Origin of the sequence: Pseudomonas lurida (assembly GCF_002563895.1) — a bacterium.
GTDB lineage: Bacteria > Pseudomonadota > Gammaproteobacteria > Pseudomonadales > Pseudomonadaceae > Aquipseudomonas > Aquipseudomonas lurida.
In genome coordinates this window covers 1178492-1201242 of record NZ_PDJB01000001.1, presented here as the reverse complement: position 1 = coordinate 1201242, position 22751 = coordinate 1178492, and the positions used below count along the sequence as shown (strand labels likewise).

The window sequence follows — 22751 nt, the reverse complement described above, 5'->3', positions numbered from 1 at the left end:
TCGCGTGACAGAGAAGGAAAGCCACCTTGATCCTTCCTTCTCAGGACCGCTCTTCATGCCCCAGCCACCGACGCCTCTTGCCCGCACCCTGCGCCAACTCCTACTCGGCGCCAGCCTGAGCCTTACCGCATTGCCCCCTGCGGTGGCGGCGGAGGCCAAGCCTTATCACATTGCCCCGACTTCGCTGGAAGCTGCGTTGAATCAGTTTGGTCGCGAGGCGGGCGTGCTGATCTCCTTCGGTTCCGAAGTCACGGCGGGTAGGCAGAGCCCGGGCCTGTCCGGCAACTACAGCGCCGCAGAAGGCCTGCACAAACTGCTCGAAGGCACTGGCCTTCAAGCCCGCCCGGAAGGGGATAACGCTTTCAGCCTGCAACCGGCCGACGCGCCGGCCAGCGTGGAACTGGCCACCTCCAGCGTCGTGGGCGACTGGCTGGGCGACGCGGCGCAAACCAACGTGTTCGAACATCCAGGCGCCCGTGACGTGATCCGCCGTGAAGAATTCGAACGCCAGGGCGCGACCCAGGCCAAGGACGTGCTCAACCGCATTCCCGGTGTCAACGCCCCGGATAACAACGGCACCGGCAGCCACGACATGGCGCTGAACTTCGGCATTCGCGGCCTCAACCCGCGCCTGGCGTCACGCTCTACCGTATTGATGGACGGCATCCCCGTGCCCTTTGCGCCCTATGGCCAGCCGCAGCTTTCATTCGCGCCCATCAGCATGGGCAACATGGACGCCGTCGACGTCGTACGTGGCGGCGGCGCTGTGCGCTACGGCCCGCAGAACGTCGGGGGCGTGGTCAACTTCGTGACCCGCGCGATCCCGGATGCCCCCACAGTCAAAGGTGGCCTGCAGACCGAGACCAGTCCTTCCTCCAGCCATGACGGCTTCAAGACCACCGGCAACCTGCTGGCCGGCGGCACCGCCGACAATGGCTTGGGTGGCGCGCTGCTGTACTCCGGTACCCGTGGCGGCGACTGGCGTGAGAACAGCAACACGCGCATCGACGACTTGATCCTCAAGGGCAAATACCAGCTCGACGACGCCAACAGCTTCAACGCCATGGCGCAGTACTACGAGGGCCAGGCCGATATGCCCGGCGGCCTGAACGTCGCGGACTACAAGGCCGATCCGTACCAGTCCACCCGCCCCTACGACAAATTCTGGGGGCGCCGTACGATGTTCAACGTCGGCTATCGCTATGAGCAGGACCGTCGCGAATTCACCGTGAACAGCTTCTTCACCAAGACCCTGCGCAGCGGTTACCTGGACCAGGGCACGTTCCTGTCGCTGTCGCCACGCGAATACTGGGTGCGCGGCCTGGAGACCCGCTTCGCCCAGGGCTTTGATCTGGGCCCGACCAGCCACGAAGTCGGCGTCGGCTACCGCTATATCAACGAGGCCGGCCACGAGCTGCGTTATCGCACGCCGATTGCTGCCAACCAGCAGATCCCCACCACCAACAGCCGCAACGACCGCGACACGCGCGGCGGCACCGAAGCCAATGCCTTCTTCATCGATGACCGGATCGATATCGGCAAGTGGACCATCACCCCGGGCATCCGCTACGAGATGATCGAGTCCCAGCAAACCAACAACCTGAGCAACGTCAAATACAAGGGTGACTACAACACTGCCCTGCCGGCCTTGAATGTGCTCTATCACCTCACCGATGACTGGAACCTCTACGCCAATACCGAAGGATCGTTCGGCAGCGTGCAGTACAGCCAGATGCCCAACCGGGTGACCAGCGGCGAAGTGAAGCCGGAAAAAGCGCGCACCTGGGAACTCGGCACGCGCTATGACAACGGCAGCCTGCGCGCGGAGATCGGCGCGTTCCTGATCAACTTCGACAACCAATATGAAAGCAACCAGACCAACGACTCGGTGATTGCCCGAGGTGAGACCCGTCACCAGGGCATCGAGTCGAGCGTCAACTACGCCCTCGACGGTTTGAGCCCGGCGCTGGCGGGGTTCGATGTGTATGCCAGCTACGCTTACGTCGATGCGACCATTCGCGAGGATGGCCCGAACAAAGGCAACCGCGTGCCCTTCTCGTCCAAACACAAGGGCACCCTCGGCGTGGGCTACACGGAAGGTCGCTGGAAACTCAATGTGGACAGCAGCTACCAGAGCAGCCAGTTCGCCGACAACGCCAACACCCAGGCCGAAAGTGCCGACGGTGCGAACGGGCGCATTCCCGGCTACATGCTGTTCAGCAGCCGTGCGGCTTACGACTTCGGCCCGCAACTGTCGGACCTGAACGTGGCAGTGGGGGTGAAAAACATCTTCAACAAGCAGTACTACACGCGCTCGTTCGACGATAACAACAAAGGCAAATACGTCGGTGAGCCGCGCACGGTGTATGTGCAGACCTCTATAGCGTTCTAGCTGCCTGCCAGGCAACTGGGGGTGCCGGCCACCAACGCGTCGATGGCGCAGCGCGTCTTGGCCGGCATATGCGCCGCCGTGGGCCAGATCACATGGATAGGTGCGGGTTGCTCACGGTACTCGGGCAGCACTGCCTGCAATTGCCCACGCAGCACATAGTGGGCAATCAACCAACTCGGCAACCAGGCCAGGCCCACGCCCGCAATGGCGGCATCGGCCACGGCCTGGAGGTCGTCCATCATCAGCGGCGAGGCCACTCGATTGCGGTGCGGGGTATTGCTGCGGTAGGCGATACCACGGTGACCGGCCAGATCCTCGATGCATGAAATCGGCCCGACCCGCTGCAAATACGCCGGTGAAGCCGCCAGCCCCACCGACTGCTCGCCCAGGCGTCGCGCGCTGAGGCGGTCGGTATCGGGCAGTGGACCGATCCGCACAGCAATGTCGAAGCCGTCCTGTGCCAAGTCTACCAACCGGTCGGCGAAGCTGATCTCGATCTCCAGTTCCGGATAACGCGCCATCAAGCCCCACAATGCGGGCGCCGCATAGTGGTGACCGAAAGCCAGCGGCAGGCTTGCCCGCAAGCGTCCGCGTGGCTGTTGCCGGCCGCTTTCGAGTACCGATTCAGCCGCCTCAAGCTCGGCCAGTGCACGCAGGCAATGTTCGTAGTAGGCCTGGCCGTCTTCGGTCAGACGCTGGCGCCGCGTGGAGCGCTGCAACAGGCAGGTGCCAAGGCGCGCCTCCAATCGCGCCAACCCCTTGCCGACAGCGGAGCGCGTGAGGTTCAGGCGCTCGGCGGCCTCGGTCAGATTGCCGCTTTCGACAATTTGCAGAAAGAGCTCAACACCATCAAAACGCGGAGTGGCCATGCTCGATTGTCGCCCTGAAGTCCCTGATAAGTGGAAAACTTATCACGAATAAAGAGCCAGATTCCCCTGAAAATACCCCGACACCCCATCGACAGGAGAGTCCCCATGCCACCCGCTGCCACGTTATCGGTCGCCAGCCCAGCGCGCACCGCCAGAAACGGCCTCGCCCTCACCGCCGTGTGCCTGGTCGCGCTGATGTTCGGCCTGGAAATTTCCAGCGTACCGGTGATCCTGCCCACCCTTGAACACCAACTGGGCACCGGCTTCCAGGACGCCCAATGGATCATGAACGCCTACACCCTGGCCTGCACCAGCGTGCTGATGGCCGCCGGCACCCTGGCCGATCGCTTCGGCCGCCGCCGCATGCTGGTGCTGTGCCTGTGGGCATTCGGGCTGGCATCCTTGGCCTGCGGGCTGGCCGAGAATGCGTCCACGCTGGTAACGGCGCGCTTTGTCCAGGGCATCGGCGCCGGGGCGATGATGATCTGCCAGTTCGCAATTCTGTCGCACCTGTTTCGAGAACCGGCGGCGCGGGCGCGAGCGTTCGCAATATGGGGCGTGATTGCCGGCGTGGGCCTGGGCTTCGGGCCGATGGTGGGCGCGCTGATCCTGGCGATCGCGGATTGGCGCTGGGTGTTTCTCGTGCATGTGCCGCTCACCTTGTTCACCCTGGTGCTGCTGCACGTCAGTGTGCAGGAGTCTCGCGACCCGGCCGCCCATCGTCTCGACATCTCCGGCATGCTCACCTTGACGTTGTCTGTGTTCGCCCTGGTCTACTTCATCACCCAGAGCACTGAAAACGGCTTTGGCACACCGGCAATGCTCGGCTGGGCAGGCTTGGCCGTGGCGGGGCTGCTGCTGTTCGGCGTCGTTGAACGGCGCAGCGCCCACCCTATGTTCGATTTCTCGGTGTTCCGTATCCAGCGCTTCAACGGCGCATTGATGGGCTCGATCGGCATGAACTTCAGCTTCTGGCCGTTCATGATCTACCTGCCGCTGTATTTCCAGGCTGGCCTGGGCTACGACACCCTGACCACCGGCGGCGCCCTGCTCGCCTATACCCTGCCCACCTTGCTCGTACCGCCGCTGGCTGAACGCCTGGCCCTGCGCTACGGCGCCGAGCGCATCATCCCGACCGGCCTCGGCCTGATGGGCGCGAGTTTCCTGGCCATGGCCGCCATCAATGGCACCGCGCATCCCAGCATCCTGCTGATCCTCGGCAGTTGCGCCCTCGCCGGCGTCGGACTGGCGCTGACCAACTCGCCCACTACCAACACCACAACGGGGTCGGTATCGGCAGACCGCGCCGGCATGGCTTCAGGCATTGACCTCAGCGCACGGCTGATCACCCTGGCGGTCAATATCGCGCTGATGGGGCTGGTGCTGTTGCTGGGGATCGGTCATGCGTTGGCCAGTCTGCTGCCCGACAGCACTGCACTGGATTGGCCGGCACTCAGCCAGCAGATTGCAGCGGGGAACCTGGACGTACCCGGGCTGGACGTCACGAATGCCCGGGCCGCACTACGTCACGGTGCAGGCTGGGCCATGGTGTTTGCAGGGCTGGGAGCCTGTGGGCTGGCATTATTGAGCCGGCATTTCTTCCGGCGCGGGCCGTAAACGAAAACGGGCCTGCGTATGCAGGCCCGTTTTTTAGAGGGACTTAAACACTGTCAGCCATTAAATACGGCACGTTCTTTTTCAAGGAACTCCTGCTCAAGTTCATCTTCGTTGACTTTGGTGGTCGGCTGGTTTTTCCCGGCAGCGCGTGGCTTGCCTTGCAGTTTGCCAAACAGATGTTCCAACGCATGGTCCAGCTTGGTCGCCGCACCGTCGATCGCCTGTTCCAGGGTATCGGCTTTGTGCAGCACCGACAGTGGTTGATGGCCTTTTGGACGCGCTTCCAGGCGGCAACTCAAATCATGGGGACCGGGCTTGTCGCCGTTCTCATCCCGCAGGTAGACCTCCACTCGGGTCAGGTCTTCTTCGTAACGTTCGAGCGTGCTCTCAATGGTGGTACGTACCCACTCCTCCAGTCGGATGCTGCTTTCAATATGGTTATCGCTATTGACTTGGATTTGCATAGTTCTTCCCTTATTTCAGCTAGCTCGCTAGAGGTCACAACTGCAACACCGGTGTGGTGAAACCATGACCTCCTGATTACACAATTGAGCAGCCAGAAGAACATTTCAACCCCTTTGCAAAGATAAATCCCACATTACAAATTAACCCTGACGACAAGCAAAAACGCTGTTAGGGTGGGGAGTTAGCCGCGTCTTCTTACGCCCTGCGAATCCTACAATTGCCCCTCTCCCAACGGGTGCAATCCGCGAAAAATCCCGGCCTCTTCCACCAGCCAGTCATGCACGGCACGCACGCCTGGGTGGCTCAATGCACCCGGCGCATACAGCAGCACGTAGCGTTTGTGGTTGGGCACAGCCAGGCCGAACGGCACGATCAAGGTGCCGCGTTCCAATTCATCGTTGAGCAAGGTGCGACGGGCGATGGCCACGCCCATGCCGGCGATGGCCGCTTCGATAGTCAGGTGGTTGCGGTTGAAGGTGTGCCCGCGGCGCACATCGGCGTCGTGATAGCCGATGGCATTCAGGTAGAACTCCCACTCCGCATACTCATAGCTCCCACGCCAGGCAGTAATATCGTGCAGCAGCGGGAAGTGCACCAGGTCCGCCGGACCATGCAGGGGCGGGCGGCCGCGCAACAGGCTGGGGGCACACACCGGGAAGATCTGTTCGTCCAACAGGGCTGTGGATAACAGACCAGGGTAGCTGCCGTCGTTCAAATCGATGGCCAGGTCGAAATCGCCCTCATGCAGCGCAATGCTGCTGTCCTCGGCGACCATGCGCAGTTGGATATCCGGAAAGCGTTGCTGCAGGCGCGGCAAGCGTGGGGTCAGCCATTTGCCCAGGAACGACGGGATCGAGCGCAGGCGCAGGGTGCCGCTGATCATTCCGGCGTCCAGCCGCTGCAATTCGGCATCGATGCTGCCATAGGCCTCTCCCACGGTTGCCGCCAGGCGCTGGCCTTCGGCACTCAACTCCACGCCGCGTGCGCGTCGGTGAAACAGCCGAAAGCCCAAACGTTCCTCCAGTTGGCGAATCTGCTGGCTCACCGCCCCAGGGGTGATGTGCAGTTCTTCTGCGCAGCGGGTGAACGACAAATGCCGCGCAGCGCAGGAAAAAACGTGCAGCCAGACATAAGTCTGGCCATGGAGAGGCCGGGTCATAGCGTTTAGTCCTGCTAAAGGGTGTCTTAGGATAATTCGTTGGTCAGTGCCGTTCCAGAGGCTCAGTATCGCGCCAATTGCGCTCGTCCTACAAAACATGGCAGCGATTCCTACTCCATTGCTTGTAAGGCTTTAGCATGGCTATCAGTGTTTTCGATCTATTCAAGGTGGGCATTGGCCCTTCCAGCTCCCACACCGTCGGCCCCATGCGGGCGGCGGCGACCTTCGCCCAGGCCCTCACCGACCAACAATTGCTGGGTAAAACACAGCGCGTCGAAGTGCGGCTATACGGCTCGCTGTCCGCCACCGGCGTCGGCCACGCCACCGACCGCGCCTGTGTAATGGGCCTGATGGGCGAATGGCCAGACAAGGTCGACCCCACTTCGATCAATGCCCGCATCCAGCAACTGCGCGAGTCGGGGCGACTGTTGCTCGCCGGCACTCACGAAATCGGCTTCAACTGGCACACAGATCTCCTGCTGCTGGACGAGAGCCTGCCCTACCACCCTAATGCGATGTCCTTACATGCCTATGGTGAAAACGGCCTGCTGAGCGAGCAAACGTATTACTCGGTGGGCGGCGGTTTCATCATCGAAGCGGCGGAAGCAGCCTCCGGCATTGCACCGACCAGCGATGTGCAATTGCCGTACGACTTCTCCAGCGCCGTGGAACTGCTGGCCTTGTGCAACAAGCACGGCCTGCGGGTTTCCGAACTGATGATGGCCAACGAACGCGCGTGGCGCAGCGACGAAGAGATCCGTAGTGGGCTGCTGCATATCTGGTCCGTGATGCGCGAATGCGTAGAGCAAGGCCTGCGCGATGAAGGCATTCTGCCAGGTGGTCTGGACGTGCCGCGCCGGGCGGCGAAACTGCACCGTAGCCTGTTGGAAATCGGCAAGCCGAATGTGATCACTTCAACCTTGTCGGCCATGGAATGGGTCAACCTGTTTGCCCTCGCCGTCAACGAAGAAAATGCCGCCGGCGGGCGCATGGTGACCGCGCCGACCAATGGCGCGGCGGGGATTATCCCGGCCGTGCTGCATTACTACATGAAATTCAACACCGACGCGTCTGACGACGACGTGGTCAATTTCTTCCTGGCCGCTGCTGCCGTCGGCATTCTCTGCAAGAAAAACGCCTCGATCTCCGGCGCCGAAGTCGGCTGCCAGGGTGAAGTCGGTTCGGCCTGCGCCATGGCCGCTGCCGGCTTGGCCGATGTACTGGGTGCAACCCCCGAGCAACTGGAAAACGCCGCCGAGATCGGCCTGGAACACAACCTCGGCCTCACCTGCGACCCGGTAGGTGGCCTGGTGCAAGTGCCGTGCATCGAGCGCAATGCCATCGCCGCCGTGAAGGCGATCAACGCCACGCAAATGGCCCTGCGCGGAGACGGCAAGCACTTCATTTCCCTCGACCGGGTGATCCGCACCATGCGCGATACCGGCGCCGACATGCATGACAAATACAAAGAAACTTCACGGGGCGGCCTGGCCGTGAGCTGGGTGGAGTGCTGAGGAGCATTCCCCGACCGCCCCCTACGTGAGCCCGCGCAAAAATAATAACGAGGCAATAACGATGACCGATGTACGTACACCTGACGTTGCGACACCTTCAAAAGCAGGTCCTGCTGTAGAGAACACCGTTACAACTGGCTGGAGCAAACACGACACCACCTGGATGCTGGGCCTCTACGGCACCGCCATCGGTGCCGGCACGCTGTTCTTGCCAATCAATGCCGGCGTCGGCGGCTTCTGGCCGCTGATCGTGCTGGCACTGCTGGCCTTCCCCATGACCTTCTTCGCCCACCGTGGGCTGACGCGCTTTGTGCTGTCGGGCAAATCCGGCGACATTACCGAGGTGGTCGAAGAACACTTCGGCGTCGGCGCGGGCAAGCTGATTACCCTGCTGTATTTCTTCGCAATCTTCCCGATCCTGCTGGTGTACAGCGTGGCGCTGACCAACACCCTCGGGAGCTTCATGGAACACCAACTGCACACGGTCCCGCCGCCCAGGGCGATCCTGTCGCTGGTACTGATCCTCGGCCTGATGGCCATTGTGCGCTGCGGCCAGGGCGTAATCGTCAAGGCCATGAGCGTGCTGGTGTACCCGTTCGTTGCCGCCCTGCTGTTGCTGGCCGTCAGCCTGATCCCCAATTGGAACGGCGCATTCTTCGCCTCCGCTGGCGAGGGCATGCCGCTGCCGATCTTCTTCAAGACCCTGTGGCTGGCAATCCCGGTGATGGTGTTTTCCTTCAACCATTCGCCCATCATCTCCGCGTTTGCCGTCGACCAGAAACGCGTGTACGGGCCGCAGGCCGAGCGCAAAAGCAGCGGTATCCTCGCCACCGCCCACGGCATGATGGTGCTGACCGTGATGTTCTTCTGCTTCAGCTGTGTACTGGCGTTGTCGCCGGCAGACCTGGCAGCGGCCAAGGCCCAGAACATCTCGATCCTGTCGTACCTGGCCAACCACTTCCAGACCCCGGTGATCGCCTACGCCGCGCCATTGATCGCGCTGGTAGCGATCACCAAATCCTTCCTCGGCCACTACATCGGCGCCAGCGAAGGTTTCCAGGGCCTGATCGTCAAATCCCTGCGCGGGCGTAACCGCTCGATGTCGGCCATATGGCTGGAGCGCTGCACCGCACTGTTCATGGTGCTGACCTGCTGGGCCGTGGCCACCTTCAACCCGAGCATCCTGGGCATGATCGAGACACTGGGCGGGCCGATCATCGCTTGCCTGCTGTTCCTGATGCCGATGTACGCGGTCCGCCGCGTACCCTCCCTGCGCCAGTATTCGGGCCAGCTGTCGAACGTGTTTGTGGTGGCGATCGGCTTGATTGCGCTGTCTGCGATCGTTTTCTCGGTACTGCCCTGAAACAGGTCACCGATTTCAACAGCAATCCAAAGCAACGGTGGGAGGGGGCTTGCCCCCCGATAGCGGAGCGTCAGCCAATGAATGCTCGGCGGAAAGACTGCTATCGGGGGCAAGCCCCCTCCCACATTGGGATTCGGCTGCTTAGCGGAGTCGCGCACGGCACGCCCTTTGCTGTACAGCTCATGAGGCAAACGGAATTTGTGAAACCTCAGCGACGGAGTGGCCGGTGGTCAGGCAACGCGAACTAATCCCGACACCGGTCGTCAATGACTGCATGTTCTTATCAGGCGGTAACGCACCATGGACAATCCTTTTCAGATCATCACTGACACGTTTACGCCCCAATACCGTGTCAACCTGAGCATCCAACGGCTGGACGGCAGCATCATGCTGACCCTTTCCAACGATCAAGGCGTGGTGGCCAAACGCATGATCAGCGCCGAACAACGCAATGACCCCAAGCGCCTGAAGCGACTGGTGCAGAGCATCCAATTCGGCATCGCCATCGAGCAGGGCCACAGCGCCATGGAGATCCTGGCGGTGATGACGGATGGCGACCACAAAGTGCTGCAGCGGCCGCCGGCACGTCCCCTGCCCTTCAGCGTCGGGCTTTAAAGCTCGCCTTTCTCGGTTTCCAGGCTCGCCTCGCCCTTGCGACGCGGGCCTTCGACCTTCACTGACGGAAACGCCGACGACGCGTAGCGCACCACCAGGATCGCAAACGCCAACAGCAGAATCCCGCCACACAGGTAGATGATGCCAACGTCGGGTGGGTTGTGGTGGGACACGTTGGAGATCAGCAAGCGCGTCAGCGCGGTGATCGCCACGTAGATCAGGAAGCGCACAGGCATGTGGTTGGTCTTGAAATAAATCCCGACCATCGCACCCAATTCCAGGTAGATGAACAGCAGCAAGATGTCATCGATCTTGATATGCCCGTTCTCGAGCATCCCCAGAAACTCCATCACCGCTGCCCACGCGGTCACCGCACCAATGGCGAACAGCGCCAGGTAGTGGAACGACTCGACAAACAGATTGCCCAGGGACTCGGCCAGCCCGTGTACGTTCTGGCGCAGCCTTTCGGCCCAATTGATCTTCACGATGATGCTTCCTTAGGTCGACTCGACCGGATAATGCGGGTTGGACGTGACGGTTGTTCTGCATGCAGAAAAAAGGCCAGGGGCAGGTATGAGATGATGGCGGCGTGACATGAGACACGCCAAACCTGTATTTACGGGCTACATTAAAAAACTGCTACCCAAAGCCCGCTGTTTGGCTTACCCTTTTAGCTGTATATAAATACAGTAGTCGCAAAAGACAACTATCGTGAAGGCATGTGAGGTGGTGAATGGCCGTCGAAGTGGTATACCGCAGCAGCCGAGATCTGGAGCGTTTGTTCATGGATAAAGCCGAAGCTGACCGTCATGACAAGATGCTTGAACTCGCTGAGTTGCTGGCAGAAGTGTTGCAAAAAGCCGTGCCGTCACTGAGCGAGCAGCAGGTGGAAGAAGCCGGGATCTACATGGCGAAGAACCGCGATGTATTTGCCAAGGCGTTCAAGAGCCAGCCGGACGCGTTGTCCGAGTTGCTGAACGCACCGGCGGAATAAAGCCCGAATTGAACAGGCCCTGAATCATGGATTCAGGGCCTTTTTAATAACTGGCTATTGGTAAAGCAGGCGCTCGGCCAATTCATCCGCCACCCGTGCGGGCGAGCGTTTTTCGGCCTGGGCGTGGGCGAAGATTTCCGTGAGGCGTTTGCCGATGTTCGACAGGTGCGCGGTGATGGTCGGCAGTTCCGCCCCGCTGTGTTTGAGCGCGACGTAAATCAGGCCACCGGAGTTGATCACGTAATCGGGGGCATAGAGGATGCCGCGGCCTTCCAGTTGGTCGGCCACTTGCAGGTTGGTCAATTGCGCACTGGCGGAACCGGCAACGGCGGCGCAGCGCAGTTGGCCGACGCTCTGGCGATTGAATACGGCGCCCAGGCCGCAGGGTGCGAGGATGTCGCAGGGGGTGCTGAGCAAGGCATCGTTGGCGATGGGGTGCGCGCCCAGTTGCTCCATGGCCAATTGCACCTTGCCGTGGTCGATGTCGCTGACCAGCAGTTCGGCCCCGGCGGCGTGCAGTTGTTCGGCCAGGGCATAACCGACGTTGCCCAAGCCCTGGATCGCCACGCGCAAGCCCTCGAGGTTATCACTGCCCAGGCGTGCCATCGCGGTGGTACGGATACCGGCGAATACGCCCATGGCGGCATGCGGCGAAGGGTCGCCAGCGGCGCTGGTGCTGGTGACATAGCGGGTGTGTTGGGCGATGCAGTCCATGTCGGCCACTGAGGTGCCGCTGTCGGTGGCGGTGATGTAGCGACCGTCGAGTTGCTCGATACAGCGGCCGAAGGCTTCAAACAGCGCCGCGCGGTTTTCCACGTGGGCCGGGCGCAGGATCACCGCGGTGCCGCCGCCCACCGGCAAGCCCGCCAATGCGGCCTTGTAGCTCATGCCCTGGGCCAGGCGCGCGGCATCGGCCACGGCGCTTTCATCGTCGGGGTAGGACAGATAGCGACAGCCGCCGAGAGCAGGCCCCAGGCGGCTGTTATGGATGGCGATGACCGCCTTCAGCCCGGTGACCGGGTCGACGCTCAGGTGCAGCGATTCAAGGCGGGTGCTATGCATGAGAGCAAACATCGTCAAGCTCCCGAATCACTTTTGGTAGTGGGCCAAGTATAGGCTTGCGGCAGAAAACTGCCGGACCACGCTGGAATAAGACGCCCGTTTTCGAAACGCTTGTGACATAAGCGAGCAGGATATTTCCTAAGGCACTGGACGAACATTCCCAGCAAGGCTAAAACGGGAGCATCCGCCGGAGAATGCAATGAATCCCCGCAAAGCCTTTTTCGCCTGCCTGGAACGCTCCCCCCCGCGCTGTTTGAGGCGGCGTTGTGGATAGCCGCCGAGCATGACCCGGCAGTGCAGCCGGTGCAGATCCTGCAGGCGTTGACGTTACTGCAACAACAGGTGCACCAGGGCATGCCCCTGCTGCCGGCGGACGAACTGGGGCAGCCGCTGTTGCGGCGCATGAATGACCTGGGGTTCGCCCAGGATGAATTCACCCCGCTGCGCCCCGCCGCCGCCCTGCTGGACAAGGTGCTGCAGCGCAAACGCGGGCAGCCCTTGGCCATGGGGTTGATCGCCCTTGAGCTGGCGCGACGCCTGGACATCCCCCTGGTCGGCGTGAACTTCCCCGGCCACTTCCTACTGCGGGTGCCCGGCGCCGATCATCTGCTGGACCCGTGCGGCGGCCGGCGCCTGTACCCGAATGATTGCCGTGACCTGCTGCAACGCCAGTATGGGCCCAACCTCACATTGCAGGCCGACCACCTGCACACCGCCGATCCGCGTTCGATCCTGCAGCGGCTGTCACGCAACCTGCGGCAATTGCACCTTTCCAACGATGCCCCGCTCGCGGCACTGGTCGACGCCGAGCGTGTGCTGGAACTGGGCAATGCCAGCGCCGCCGACTACCTGGCACGGGCCAGCCTCTACCAGCGCCTTGACTGCCCGAATGCCGAGCGTTTTGACCTGGAACATGCGTTGATGCTCAGCGAAGACCCCATCCAACGCCTGCGCTTGACCGAGCGCCTCGGGCACCTGCCGCCCAATTCAGTCGTGCATTGAACCCCTGCTTTGCGGGGTCATTTCTCCTGCGGTGAACGCGGTTGTTGCGGCGAGCGCACTTGGATGATCAACAACGCTGCAATCACTGCCGGGATCGCACAGAAGAAGAAAATCTGCTCCACCGGGATATGCATCGCCAGCAGCATGCTGCCAAACAGCGGCCCGAGGATCGAGCCAAACCGCCCCACACCGAGCGCCCAGCCCGTACCGGTGGCGCGTACGTGTGCCGGGTAGAAGTTGCTGGCGAAGGCATTGAGGGTCAGTTGGCCCCCAATGATGCAAAACCCGGCCGCAAACACACAGGCCACCAGATAGCGTGGGTTGTCATGGTTGAGGCCGAGCAGGAGGGTGCACACCGCTGCGGCCGCAAGCACGCCGGCCAGCAGTCGCACTTTGTTTTTCAAGCGGTCGGCGAACCAGGCCATGCCGATGGCGCCCAAGGTGCCGGCAAACAGGAACATCGAGGTCACGAGATTGGCTTCTTTTAACGTCAGCCCACTCTCCAGCAGCAGCGAAGGCAACCAACTGATCATGAAGTACAGCAGGATCAGGCTGACAAAAAAGGTCGCCCAGATCAGCACGGTCGGCCGCGCGTAACCGTTTCGAAACAGCTCCACGACGGTCAGTTTACTGCCTTGCTCCTGCTGGTTTTCGGCCTGGGTCGCAGGCGGCGGTTGCCAGCCCGGCAGCATGCGTGACGTGACCTTCTGCAGCCGCGTATAAGGTGGCGCGTCACGCAGCAAGCGCGGCAGGGACTCCGGCAGCAACCACACCAGAAAAGGAAACAACAGCAGCGGCGTCACGCCCCCGGCCAGGAACACCGCCTGCCACCCGAAGCCTTCGATAAACCCCGCCGCCGCAAACCCACCCGCCGCCCCACCGAACGAGAAGCCACAGGCCGCCAACGTCACCATCAACGTGCGCAGTCGCGGTGGGGAATAATCCGACATCAACGCCATGGCACTGGGCATGGCGCCGCCCATGCCGATGCCGCAGATAAACCTTGCGGCCATCAGGGTGGTCAGTGAGTTGGCGAACACCATCAGCACGGTGAGGCTGGCGTAGATCAGCACGCAGCCGAGCAGGATGCGTCGCACGCCAAAGCGATCGGCCAATGGCGTGACCAGCAGTGAACCCAACGTCAGCCCGAGCAGGTTGGCACTGAACACCGGACCAAACGCGGCTTTCTCCAGGCCCCAGTCCTTGGCCAGCGCCGGCACCACATAGCCCAGCACCTGGGCGTCGTAGCCATCGGTCACCAGCAGCAGCGCCAGCAACAGGAGGATCAACCACTGATAGCGCGACACCGGACGGGCGTCGAGTGCCGCGCGCAAGCTGGCAATCTGATTGTGCATCGCAAGGTACCTTTGTTTTTATTTTTAGGGTCAAGCACAGCCCGAAGGCACTGGCTTGCCAGCGATGGCGGGGGAGCAGACCATGATCGATCGACTCAACTACCGCCGTCGCCAGCAAGCCGGCGCCTACAGGGATCAAGGGGTATCAGGTTGGTTGGCAGGGTGCGCCTGGATAAATGCCGGATGCTGCGCCGCCAACGCCGCCACCCGCCCAATACGCGCATACGCCGCCAACGACACCTTGAAGCGCTCCGCGGCATACAGCTGCGGAATCAGGAATGCATCCGCCATCCCCGGTTGCTCACCAAAGCAAAAGCCCCGATCGCCTATCAGCTGCTCCACCGCGCCCAACCCCTGGCTGATCCAATGGCCGATCCACTCCAGCAGTTGCGCCTCGTCATGCCCCCATTGGCGCAACAGGTTCTGGGTGCTGGAGTTGTGCAGCGGATGAATATCGCAGCAGACAATCGACGCCACCGCACGCTCATGGGCCCGGGCCACCAAGTCGGTGGAAAGCAACGGCACCTGTGGATAACGTTCCTCCAGGTACTCGATGATCGCCAGCGACTGCATCAGCACCTCACCTTCATCGGTGCGCAAGGCCGGCACACGGCCTTGCGGGTTGATCGCCAGGTACGCCGGCTGGCGATTTGCACCGCCCGCCGGCACCAGCAGGTTGACCGGCACGGCGGTAAAATCCAGGCCCTTGAGTGCCAGGGCAATGCGTACCCGGTAGGACGCGGTGGAACGGTAGTAGGTGTAGAGTTCCATCACCCTGCCCTCCTAGCGCGCCGCGACCACGGTGCCACGGCATTCGCCAAAGCCGATGGAGGCAAATCCCTCGCGGCTGCAGCGGGCACGCAGGATGATTTCGTCGCCGTCTTCGAGGAACTTGCGCACTTCGCCAGACGGTAGCTCGACAGGCTTTTTACCGCCCTCGGTCATTTCCAACAGGCTGCCGAACTGACCGGCTTGCGGCCCCGACAGGGTCCCTGTACCGAACAGGTCACCCGCCTGCAGTTGGCAGCCGTTGACGCTGTGGTGCGCCACCAATTGCGCGGCCGTCCAGTACATATGCAGGCTATTGCTCAGGGCCAGGCGAAAAGCCGGTAGGTTCTGTTCGCGCATGGCCGCCGTGGTGAGCAGTACTTCCAGCTCGATATCCAGGGCGCCAGCAGCCTGGTCGCGTGGGTCCAGCAGGTACGGCAGCGGTTGCGGGTCACCTGCCGGTCGCGCCGGTTGCGCCTTGCGGAACGGTTCAAGCGCCTCGGCCGTCACTACCCACGGCGAAATGGTGGTAATGAAACTCTTCGACAGGAACGGCCCCAATGGCTGGTATTCCCAGGCCTGGATATCCCGCGCCGACCAGTCATTGAGCAGGCAGAAACCGGCGATATGCTCAGCCGCATCACCAATGGCAATCGAATCCCCCATCTCATTGCCCTGGCCGATCCAGACGCCCAGTTCCAATTCGTAGTCCAGGCGCGCGCACGGACCGAAGGTCGGCTCGGCCTGGCCGGCTGGCAAGGTCTGGCCTTTGGGGCGGCGCACGTCCGTGCCCGAGGTGCGGATGGTCGACGCACGGCCGTGGTAACCAATCGGCACGTACTTGTAGTTCGGCAGCAAGGGGTTATCAGGCCGGAACAGTTTGCCGACGTTTTGCGCGTGTTCGATGCCGACATAGAAGTCGGTGTAGTCATTGATTCGCGCCGGTACATACATCTGGCAATCGGCAGCACGATGCAGCACTTGCGCTTCACGCACCTGCAGTTTGCTGCCTTCGGCCAACAACGCCAGCAGACGCTCGCGCAAGGCCACGCGCGGGCCGCGGCCCAGTTCAAAAAAAGCGTTCAGTTGGCCACCGGCGGTCGCTTCGACGGCGCGACGGGCATCACCGTCAAACTCATCGATCGCGGCGTGCAGGTCCAGGATCGAGTCGCCAATCGCGACGCCAGCGCGCGGTGCGCAGCCATTGACGCTGAACACCCCCAGCGGCAGGTTTTGCAGGGGAAAATCGGTGTGACCATTCGCGGAGGCCACCCAGCTGCGGGTAAGTGTGGGCTGAGTCATGGGTTATCTCCGGTTCGGGTTGAAGGTGGCGGGCAACGAGGCCCAGCACGCGTCATAGGAAGGTTGCAGTTGTGGGCAGTCCAAGGCGAACTGGGTCGGGCGCAGCACTTGGCTGGTCTCGAACATGAAGGCCATGGTGTTATCGATCTTGTGCGGCGCCAGGTCCGCATTGATGGCCTTGGTGCAAGTCTCGCCGTCCGGGCCATGGGCACTCATGCAGCTGTGCAGCGACGCGCCACCGGGCAGGAAGCCTTCGGCCTTGGCGTCGTAGGCGCCCTGGATCAGGCCCATGTATTCGTTCATCAGGTTGCGGTGGAACCATGGCGGACGGAAGGTGTTCTCGGCCACCATCCAGCGCGGTGGGAAGATCACGAAGTCGAGATTGGCCAGGCCATGAGTGCTGGTGGGCGAGGTCAATACGGTGAAGATCGACGGGTCCGGGTGGTCGAAGCTTACGGTGCCAATGGTATTGAAGCGGCGCAGATCGTATTTGTACGGCACGTTGTTGCCGTGCCAGGCGACCACGTTGAGCGGGGAATGATCCAGCTCACAGGCCCAGAGCTCGCCGAGGAATTTCTGTACCAGCGTTGTCGATTGTTTCAAGTCTTCGTAGTGGGCAACCGGCGTAAGGAAATCGCGCGGGTTGGCCAGGCCATTGCTGCCGATCGGGCCCAGGTCCGGCAGTCGCAACGGCGCGCCGTGGTTTTCGGCAACATAACCGCGAGCTTGCGCATCCAGCAATTGGACACGGAATTTGAGCCCGCGTGGCAGCACGACGATTTCCAGCGGCTCGACTTCCAGCACCCCCAGTTCAGTCACGATACGCAGGCGACCCTGCTCGGGGACGATCAACAGTTCGCCATCGGCGTTGAAGAACACGCGCTCCATCGAGCGATTGGCGCGGTAGGTATAGATGCTGATACCCGAGGGTTTATCGGACCCGGAATTAGCGACCATTCCTACCAGCCCATCGATAAAGTCCGTCGGCTCGCTCGGAATATCCATCGGATTCCAGCGCAAGCGATTGGGCGTCACGCCCCCCAACGGCCCCCCGGCCAACTGTCGCTCAAGCTTGCTGAACGCAGGGTGATTGGCCGACGGCTGGATGCGGTACAGCCAGGTACGCCGGGCTTCACTGCGCGCCATGGTGAACGCCGTGCCGGAGAACAGTTCGGTGTACAGGCCGTAGGGGGCTTTTTGCGGAGCGTTCTGGCCCACGGGCAATGCCCCGGGCAGGGCTTCGCTGGCGAATTCATTGCCGAAGCCCGACAGGTATTCGAGGTTCATGGATCGTCCTCTGAGCGGAAGTTGTTTTTATCGTAATCCAGTTACGCATAACGTAATTTGATCACTATCGACCGTCAAGCTATAAAGACGCCCATTCATCTCTCGGATTCTCGCCCCTCCATGGAAAAGCCCCGCGACACCGGTAAACAGAAAGTCCGCTCGGCCGAAGTGGGCACCGATATCCTCAAGGCCCTGGCCGAGCTGTCTCCGGCGACCTCGTTGTCGCGCCTGGCCGAGCACGTGCAGATGCCGGCCAGCAAGGTGCACCGCTACCTGCAAGCACTGATCGCCTCCGGGTTTGCCGAACAGAACACCGCCACCAACCACTATGGCCTGGGTCGCGAAGCGCTGCGCGTGGGCCTGGCGGCACTGGGCAGCATGGACGTGTTGAAAGTCGGCGCGATGCCCCTGGCGGAGCTGCGCGATGAATTGAATGAAACCTGCTTCCTGGCGGTGTGGGGCAACCAGGGCGCGACCGTGGTGCAGATCGAACCGGCGGTACGTGCGGTGACCGTGGTGACGCAATTGGGCTCGGTGCTACCACTGCTCGGTTCGTCCACCGGACTGGTCTTCAGCGCCTTCCTGCCCTCGCGGGAAACCGTGGAGTTGCGCGAGCGCGAGATCCAGGCCGGCATCGCCCATGCCCTGGCGGACGACCAGGCCTACGCCACCGTCTGCGAACAGATCCGCAGCCGTGGCCTGCACTTTGTGCATGGTTTGCTGATGCCCGGCGTCGATGCGTTGTCGGCGCCGGTGTTCAACGCCATCGGCCACGTGGCGGCGGTGATGACCGTGGTCGGCCCTACCTCGCTGTTCCACGCCGACGAGGACGGCCCGGCGGCGCAACGCTTACTGGCAGCGACCCGCGCAGTCAGTTGGCGCATGGGCTATCAGCCCTGAGCTAGTCGTGCCATTGGGTCAGCGCCAGCGCCACCCGGTTCTCCAGCGTCCGGATCGGCGCCGCGTTGCTCAGGTAATTGTTGCTGATCATTGAAAACACCAGGCGCCGGCCATCGGCGTCGGTGATGTAGCCGCTCAAGGAGGAAACGCCGGCCATGGAGCCGGTCTTGGCGTGCAGATTGTCTTGCGCCGCCGTGGCACGCAGGCGGTAGCGCAGGCTGCCGCCGCTCATGCGATCCGGGTTGCCGGCAATCGGCAAGGCGTTGTACCAAGCTTCGAACCAGGGCTGTTTGGCCGTCACCAGCAGCAGATCGGTAAGGCCCTGCGAAGACACCAGATTGCGCCGTGACAGGCCCGAGCCATCCACCTGGCTAAGCGTCATCGGGTCCAACCCCTGGCGCCGCATGAAGTCCGCCACTGCTGCCACGCCAGCCTGCGCCGTGCCCGCATTAGACGCTTTGCGCCCCATGGCCTTGAGCAAGGCTTCGGACATGTTGTTGTTCGAGAGTTTGAGCAGCGGCGTGATCAGCTCTTGCAGCGGCGCTGACTGATGTTCGGCCACCACGTTGGCTGTCGCAGGGCTTGCACCGCCAATCACCCGCCGGCCTAGCACCTGGATGCCCTGCTGCGCCAACGCCTGCTCAAACAGGTTGGCGACCAGTTGCGTCGGCTCCCACACACTCACCCATTGCCGGCTTTGTTTGCCCGGCGCCAGTGCGCCCGTCAGTTGCAGCAGGTTGGTGCCATGCTGGCGGGTGATGCCGTAGCTGTTACCGGGGCCGCTGACAGCGCGGTTGTTCAGTTGCACGTAATCGGTGGAGGGGCTGACGACCACGCTCACCGGCTGGCCAGCCGTCACGGGCGCCTTCGCCGTGACCAGCAACGTACCTGCATCGAAATCCGTATCGGGTGACACGGTCAGCGCCGAAACCTGCGCGCCGTAGTAGGTGCTTTCATCGTCATGTGCCCAGTCCACGCCCAGCCGTTCGGCGTCGAACCACGTGTCGTCGAAGACAAGATCGCCCTGGACCTGACGCACGCCCTGCGCTGCCAGTTGTGCCGCCAATGCCTGATAGTCGGCCAATTGCGTGGTCGGATCGCCCAGGCCGCGCAGGTACAGGTTGCCGCTGAGGCGCCCGCCTTGCTGCGAACCGTTACTCAGCAGTTGGGTGGAGAAGCGGTAGTTCGGCCCCAACACGTCCATTGCCGCTGCGGTGGTCAGCAATTTGAGGTTGGATGCCGGGATTAGACGAGCCCGGGGGTTGTGCTGGTAGAGCGTGCTGCCGCTGCGGGCGTCACGCACCGTCAGGGAGACGGTGGCACCGTTGAGGGCCGGGTCAGCCATCAAGTGTTCGATGATGGCTGGGGAGGAAGTCTGAGAAACACTCGCGCAACCTCCCAGCAAAAGGCTCAGGCCAACCAGCATGCCGCTGGTGTGTGTCCATTTTCCAAAATACATCAGTCGCGTTGTCCGCAAAGCTATCAGTGGCGGCAACGCTAACAGCTCCGTTCCCTTGTGGCGAGCAGGCTTGCCACAAGGGTGATGCCCCCCTTTTAGAATTCCAGGGTGCTCGATACTGACACCTGCCGCGCATCGCCCATGGACACGAACAACCGGCTGGCCGCCGAGGTGTAGTAGACGCGGTCGAACATGTTCTTCACGTTGAGCTGGAACTTGACCTTCTGCCCATCGATTTTGGTGTCGTAAGTGGCAAACGCATCCGCCACGGTATAACCCGGCAAGGTGAAATCATTGGCGGCGTCGCCCGCACGCTCGCCGACGTAACGCGCACCGGTCCCCACCCGCAACTGATCGCCACCGAAGATATTGCCAAAGTCATACGCCACCGACAGCGAGCCGGTGTGCTTGGCGACGTTCTGCAATCGGTTGCCTTCCAGGGTCGGATCCTTGTCCTTGATGTCTTCGGCATCGGTGTAGGCATAGCTGCCGATCAGGCTCCACTTGTCGGTCAGTTGGCCGGTGGCGTCCAGTTCCAGGCCACGGGAGCGCACCTGGCCGGCGATGCTGTAAATGGTGTTCGCGCCGGAGCCGACCGACACCAGCACATTGCGCTTGTCGATGGTGAACAACGCCGCGCTGGCGGTGATGCGCCCTGGGATGTCGAGCTTGGCCCCCAGCTCCCAGGACTTGGACTCCTCGGGGGTGAGGTCGCCGGTCAAGGTGCTGCCGTCGGCCAGCGCGGCGATGGTGGAGTTGGGCTTGAACGACTCGGTGTAGCTGCCGTAGAACGACAGTTCATCGGTGTAGCGATACACCAGCCCGGCACGCGGCACCCAGGCCTGGCCGTTGCCGTTGGTGTTGGCCTTGAACGGTACGCCTTTGCCTGCGTACTGGTCATACATCTGGTAGCGCGCGCCGGCGACAAAGATCCACTGCTCATTCAGGTGGATTGCATCCTGGAAGAACAGCGAATCGCTGCGCAGCAGGTCGGTCTGGGCGCTGTCGGCAGCACTGACTTTGGTGCCTGCGACTTCATTGCCATACACCGGGTTCTGGTAGCTGAACGTGCCCCGTGAATCCTGGCGAATCAGGTCGGCACGGTAGATCTTGCGGTACTCGTCATCCAGCCCGAACACCAGGTCGTTCTGCAGGCCGAACACATTGACCTTGCCTTCCAGGCTCGCGGTGGCGAAGCGGTCGGTGGTGATCGCCCCCTTCGTACCGTCCATCTTGCGGGTCAGGGTGCCGTTGGTATTCACCGCACTGACACGCACTTGGCTGGCATCGTAGGTTTCGCGGTTCCAGCTGTAGCCGAAGTGGGCTTTCCAGTTGTCGTTCAGGTCATGATCGGCTTCGAAACGGTACAGGTCGGAACGGCCTTCCATGTTGTTGAACGGTTCATCCAGCCGACGGGTGGACGGGATATCCAGCGGGTGGTTGGTCTTGGGATCAATGGCGGTACCACGGTCGAACGGCGTCAGAAACTCGCGATGCTCGTAGGCGAACGACACCTGGGTGGTGTCGCCATACCAGGCCAGCGACGGTGCGATCAGGCTTTCGCGGTGGGTGCCGAAGTTGCGCCAGTAGTCTTCGTCTTCATGGTCGACGATCAGCCGATAGGCCAGGCCGCTGTCACCAATCGGGCCGGTGGTGTCGAGGCTGCCGCCGCTGCCATTCTTGCCGTCACCGAAGGTGGAGCCGCGCACGGTCAGCGCGGTGGATTGAACCAGCTCAGGCTTTTTGCTGACGATGTTCACCACGCCGCCCGGGTCCTGGATGCCATACAGCAAGGAGGCGGGGCCCTTGAGGACTTCGACCCGCTCCGCCGTAGCGTTCAGCGCACGCCCCTGCACGATAGGCATGCCGTCGCGCATGATCGAGCCGTTACGGTTGTCGCCAAAACCGCGCAACATCACCGCGTCCTGGGTGCTGGCCAGGGTATTGGCCTGGGTGATGCCACTGATATTGCCCAGAGCATCGTCCAGGTTACGCGGGGTCTGGTCGCGCAGTACTTGGGCGGGCACGACGTTAACGGTTTGCGGGGTCTCCAGCAGCAGGCCATGGGAGCGCATCACCGAGCTGGTGGGCGGTGGCTGGTAGCTGGTGCTGTCCTGGGTTTGCTGGCCGACACCACTGATGGTGGTCGCGCCGAGATTGACCGCGCCTTCGGTGGGTACCGGCTCCAGGGCCAGGGTGCGGGCGTCGATCTGGCGGAAGGTAAAGCCGGTGCTGCCGAGCAACCGTTGCAGGGCCTGGGTCGCGCTCATCTGCCCGCTGACCGCCGGGGCGTTCAAGCCGTACGGCGCTTCATCGGTGTAGATCACGCTGATCCCGGTGACCCGGCTGAAATCGCTCAGTGCCTGGGGCAGCGGCTTGGCTGCCAGGGCAAAGTTGAACTGCGTGCTTTGCTGCTCCTGCGCCTGCGCCACGCCCAGAGGCAGCAACGCCAGCCCCGACACTGCCAATGCCGAGGCTCCCAGCCACTGTTTTACCCAACCGCCCGCCGTCGACTTCATGCTGTGAGAACCCGTGTAGAAAACGCTGTTAATGCGAATAGATCGCAGTTTCAAGCACTACACGGTTGGGCGGTGGATTTACCTCACCTTTATTTGCAAATATTTTTCT

The 22751-nt window shown here is 62.1% G+C and carries 18 protein-coding genes and 1 pseudogene; 8 read left to right on the top strand and 11 right to left on the bottom strand.

Annotated elements, in window-relative coordinates; genetic code table 11:
* The first annotated feature begins 55 nt into the window (after positions 1–55).
* Positions 56–2392, top strand: coding sequence for a TonB-dependent Fe(3+) dicitrate receptor FecA (fecA, locus tag ATH90_RS05425; protein WP_034102326.1), 2337 nt, complete (start codon positions 56–58; stop codon positions 2390–2392).
* Here the strand turns inward: fecA and ATH90_RS05420 are convergent.
* Complete coding sequence (locus ATH90_RS05420) at positions 2389–3261, bottom strand: LysR family transcriptional regulator (protein WP_034102325.1); 873 nt, start codon at positions 3259–3261, stop codon at positions 2389–2391. The genes fecA and ATH90_RS05420 overlap by 4 nt on opposite strands.
* Positions 3262–3366: 105 nt before the next feature.
* On the opposite strand from ATH90_RS05420, the gene ATH90_RS05415 reads away from it, so the two are divergent.
* Positions 3367–4878, top strand: coding sequence for an MFS transporter (locus ATH90_RS05415; RefSeq protein ID WP_098465838.1), 1512 nt, complete (start codon positions 3367–3369; stop codon positions 4876–4878).
* A gap of 53 nt (positions 4879–4931) precedes the next feature.
* On the opposite strand, the gene ATH90_RS05410 is transcribed toward ATH90_RS05415, so the two are convergent.
* Both ATH90_RS05410 and ATH90_RS05405 read right to left on the bottom strand, forming a co-directional pair.
* Complete coding sequence (locus ATH90_RS05410) at positions 4932–5342, bottom strand: HPF/RaiA family ribosome-associated protein (RefSeq protein WP_016978251.1); 411 nt, start codon at positions 5340–5342, stop codon at positions 4932–4934.
* 212 nt (positions 5343–5554) lie between these two features.
* Positions 5555–6502 (bottom strand): LysR substrate-binding domain-containing protein, encoded by a 948-nt coding sequence (locus ATH90_RS05405; RefSeq protein WP_017135169.1) that lies wholly within the window; start codon positions 6500–6502, stop codon positions 5555–5557.
* Between the two features lie 137 nt (positions 6503–6639).
* Between ATH90_RS05405 and ATH90_RS05400 the strand changes: the two genes are divergently transcribed.
* The 3 genes from ATH90_RS05400 to ATH90_RS05390 all read left to right on the top strand — a co-directional run bounded on the left by ATH90_RS05400 (position 6640) and on the right by ATH90_RS05390 (position 9994).
* Positions 6640–8016 (top strand): L-serine ammonia-lyase, encoded by a 1377-nt coding sequence (locus tag ATH90_RS05400; RefSeq protein WP_098465837.1) that lies wholly within the window; start codon positions 6640–6642, stop codon positions 8014–8016.
* A 61-nt stretch (positions 8017–8077) separates the two neighbouring features.
* Positions 8078–9379, top strand: a complete 1302-nt coding sequence (locus ATH90_RS05395; protein ID WP_098465836.1) for a serine/threonine transporter — start codon at positions 8078–8080, stop codon at positions 9377–9379.
* 300 nt (positions 9380–9679) lie between these two features.
* Complete coding sequence (locus ATH90_RS05390; RefSeq protein WP_034102321.1) at positions 9680–9994, top strand: DUF3509 domain-containing protein; 315 nt, start codon at positions 9680–9682, stop codon at positions 9992–9994.
* Here the strand turns inward: ATH90_RS05390 and ATH90_RS05385 are convergent.
* Positions 9991–10479, bottom strand: coding sequence for a phosphate-starvation-inducible protein PsiE (locus ATH90_RS05385; protein ID WP_034102320.1), 489 nt, complete (start codon positions 10477–10479; stop codon positions 9991–9993). The two genes, ATH90_RS05390 and ATH90_RS05385, sit on opposite strands and share 4 nt — an antisense overlap.
* 248 nt (positions 10480–10727) lie before the next feature.
* Here ATH90_RS05385 and ATH90_RS05380 point away from each other — a divergent pair, with 248 nt between their 5' ends.
* The gene (locus ATH90_RS05380; RefSeq protein ID WP_012722374.1) at positions 10728–10988 is read left to right on the top strand and encodes a YebG family protein; all 261 of its coding nucleotides are present in this window, start codon (positions 10728–10730) and stop codon (positions 10986–10988) included.
* A gap of 54 nt (positions 10989–11042) precedes the next feature.
* On the opposite strand, the gene ATH90_RS05375 is transcribed toward ATH90_RS05380, so the two are convergent.
* The gene (locus ATH90_RS05375; RefSeq protein ID WP_034102319.1) at positions 11043–12062 is read right to left on the bottom strand and encodes a Leu/Phe/Val dehydrogenase; all 1020 of its coding nucleotides are present in this window, start codon (positions 12060–12062) and stop codon (positions 11043–11045) included.
* A gap of 187 nt (positions 12063–12249) precedes the next feature.
* Here ATH90_RS05375 and ATH90_RS05370 point away from each other — a divergent pair.
* Positions 12250–13052: pseudogene (locus ATH90_RS05370) on the top strand (SirB1 family protein).
* A 17-nt stretch (positions 13053–13069) separates the two neighbouring features.
* On the opposite strand, the gene ATH90_RS05365 reads toward ATH90_RS05370, so the two are convergent.
* The 4 genes from ATH90_RS05365 to hmgA all read right to left on the bottom strand — a co-directional run bounded on the left by ATH90_RS05365 (position 13070) and on the right by hmgA (position 17764).
* Positions 13070–14407 carry an MFS transporter gene (locus ATH90_RS05365; RefSeq protein ID WP_098465835.1) on the bottom strand — a complete coding sequence of 446 codons (1338 nt, stop codon included), beginning with the start codon at positions 14405–14407 and terminating at the stop codon, positions 13070–13072.
* A 135-nt stretch (positions 14408–14542) separates the two neighbouring features.
* Entirely contained in the window at positions 14543–15178 is a 636-nt protein-coding gene (gene maiA, locus ATH90_RS05360; protein ID WP_069021892.1) for a maleylacetoacetate isomerase, read from the bottom strand.
* A 12-nt stretch (positions 15179–15190) separates the two neighbouring features.
* Positions 15191–16477, bottom strand: a complete 1287-nt coding sequence (gene fahA / locus ATH90_RS05355; RefSeq protein ID WP_098465834.1) for a fumarylacetoacetase — start codon at positions 16475–16477, stop codon at positions 15191–15193.
* Between the two features lie 3 nt (positions 16478–16480).
* Positions 16481–17764 carry a homogentisate 1,2-dioxygenase gene (hmgA, locus tag ATH90_RS05350; RefSeq protein ID WP_034102314.1) on the bottom strand — a complete coding sequence of 428 codons (1284 nt, stop codon included), beginning with the start codon at positions 17762–17764 and terminating at the stop codon, positions 16481–16483.
* Between the two features lie 120 nt (positions 17765–17884).
* Here hmgA and ATH90_RS05345 point away from each other — a divergent pair, with 120 nt between their 5' ends.
* Positions 17885–18664, top strand: a complete 780-nt coding sequence (locus tag ATH90_RS05345) for an IclR family transcriptional regulator (protein ID WP_034102313.1) — start codon at positions 17885–17887, stop codon at positions 18662–18664.
* A 1-nt stretch (position 18665) separates the two neighbouring features.
* Here ATH90_RS05345 and dacB read toward each other — a convergent pair whose 3' ends face one another.
* A complete protein-coding gene (dacB, locus tag ATH90_RS05340) occupies positions 18666–20123 on the bottom strand; it encodes a D-alanyl-D-alanine carboxypeptidase/D-alanyl-D-alanine endopeptidase (RefSeq protein WP_098465833.1) in 1458 nt (485 codons plus the stop codon).
* A 95-nt stretch (positions 20124–20218) separates the two neighbouring features.
* Complete coding sequence (locus ATH90_RS05335) at positions 20219–22642, bottom strand: TonB-dependent siderophore receptor (protein ID WP_098465832.1); 2424 nt, start codon at positions 22640–22642, stop codon at positions 20219–20221.
* Positions 22643–22751 lie beyond the last annotated feature (109 nt).

Bases quoted from the DNA above. Each gene is read 5' to 3' on its own strand.
- fecA (WP_034102326.1), top strand. From the start codon at position 56: ATGCCCCAGCCACCGACGCCTCTTGCCCGCACCCTGCGCCAACTCCTA.
- ATH90_RS05420 (WP_034102325.1), bottom strand. From the start codon at position 3,261: ATGGCCACTCCGCGTTTTGATGGTGTTGAGCTCTTTCTGCAAATTGTC.
- ATH90_RS05415 (WP_098465838.1), top strand. From the start codon at position 3,367: ATGCCACCCGCTGCCACGTTATCGGTCGCCAGCCCAGCGCGCACCGCC.
- ATH90_RS05410 (WP_016978251.1), bottom strand. From the start codon at position 5,342: ATGCAAATCCAAGTCAATAGCGATAACCATATTGAAAGCAGCATCCGA.
- ATH90_RS05405 (WP_017135169.1), bottom strand. From the start codon at position 6,502: ATGACCCGGCCTCTCCATGGCCAGACTTATGTCTGGCTGCACGTTTTT.
- ATH90_RS05400 (WP_098465837.1), top strand. From the start codon at position 6,640: ATGGCTATCAGTGTTTTCGATCTATTCAAGGTGGGCATTGGCCCTTCC.
- ATH90_RS05395 (WP_098465836.1), top strand. From the start codon at position 8,078: ATGACCGATGTACGTACACCTGACGTTGCGACACCTTCAAAAGCAGGT.
- ATH90_RS05390 (WP_034102321.1), top strand. From the start codon at position 9,680: ATGGACAATCCTTTTCAGATCATCACTGACACGTTTACGCCCCAATAC.
- ATH90_RS05380 (WP_012722374.1), top strand. From the start codon at position 10,728: ATGGCCGTCGAAGTGGTATACCGCAGCAGCCGAGATCTGGAGCGTTTG.
- ATH90_RS05375 (WP_034102319.1), bottom strand. From the start codon at position 12,062: ATGTTTGCTCTCATGCATAGCACCCGCCTTGAATCGCTGCACCTGAGC.
- ATH90_RS05365 (WP_098465835.1), bottom strand. From the start codon at position 14,407: ATGCACAATCAGATTGCCAGCTTGCGCGCGGCACTCGACGCCCGTCCG.
- maiA (WP_069021892.1), bottom strand. From the start codon at position 15,178: ATGGAACTCTACACCTACTACCGTTCCACCGCGTCCTACCGGGTACGC.
- fahA (WP_098465834.1), bottom strand. From the start codon at position 16,477: ATGACTCAGCCCACACTTACCCGCAGCTGGGTGGCCTCCGCGAATGGT.
- hmgA (WP_034102314.1), bottom strand. From the start codon at position 17,764: ATGAACCTCGAATACCTGTCGGGCTTCGGCAATGAATTCGCCAGCGAA.
- ATH90_RS05345 (WP_034102313.1), top strand. From the start codon at position 17,885: ATGGAAAAGCCCCGCGACACCGGTAAACAGAAAGTCCGCTCGGCCGAA.
- dacB (WP_098465833.1), bottom strand. From the start codon at position 20,123: ATGTATTTTGGAAAATGGACACACACCAGCGGCATGCTGGTTGGCCTG.
- ATH90_RS05335 (WP_098465832.1), bottom strand. From the start codon at position 22,642: ATGAAGTCGACGGCGGGCGGTTGGGTAAAACAGTGGCTGGGAGCCTCG.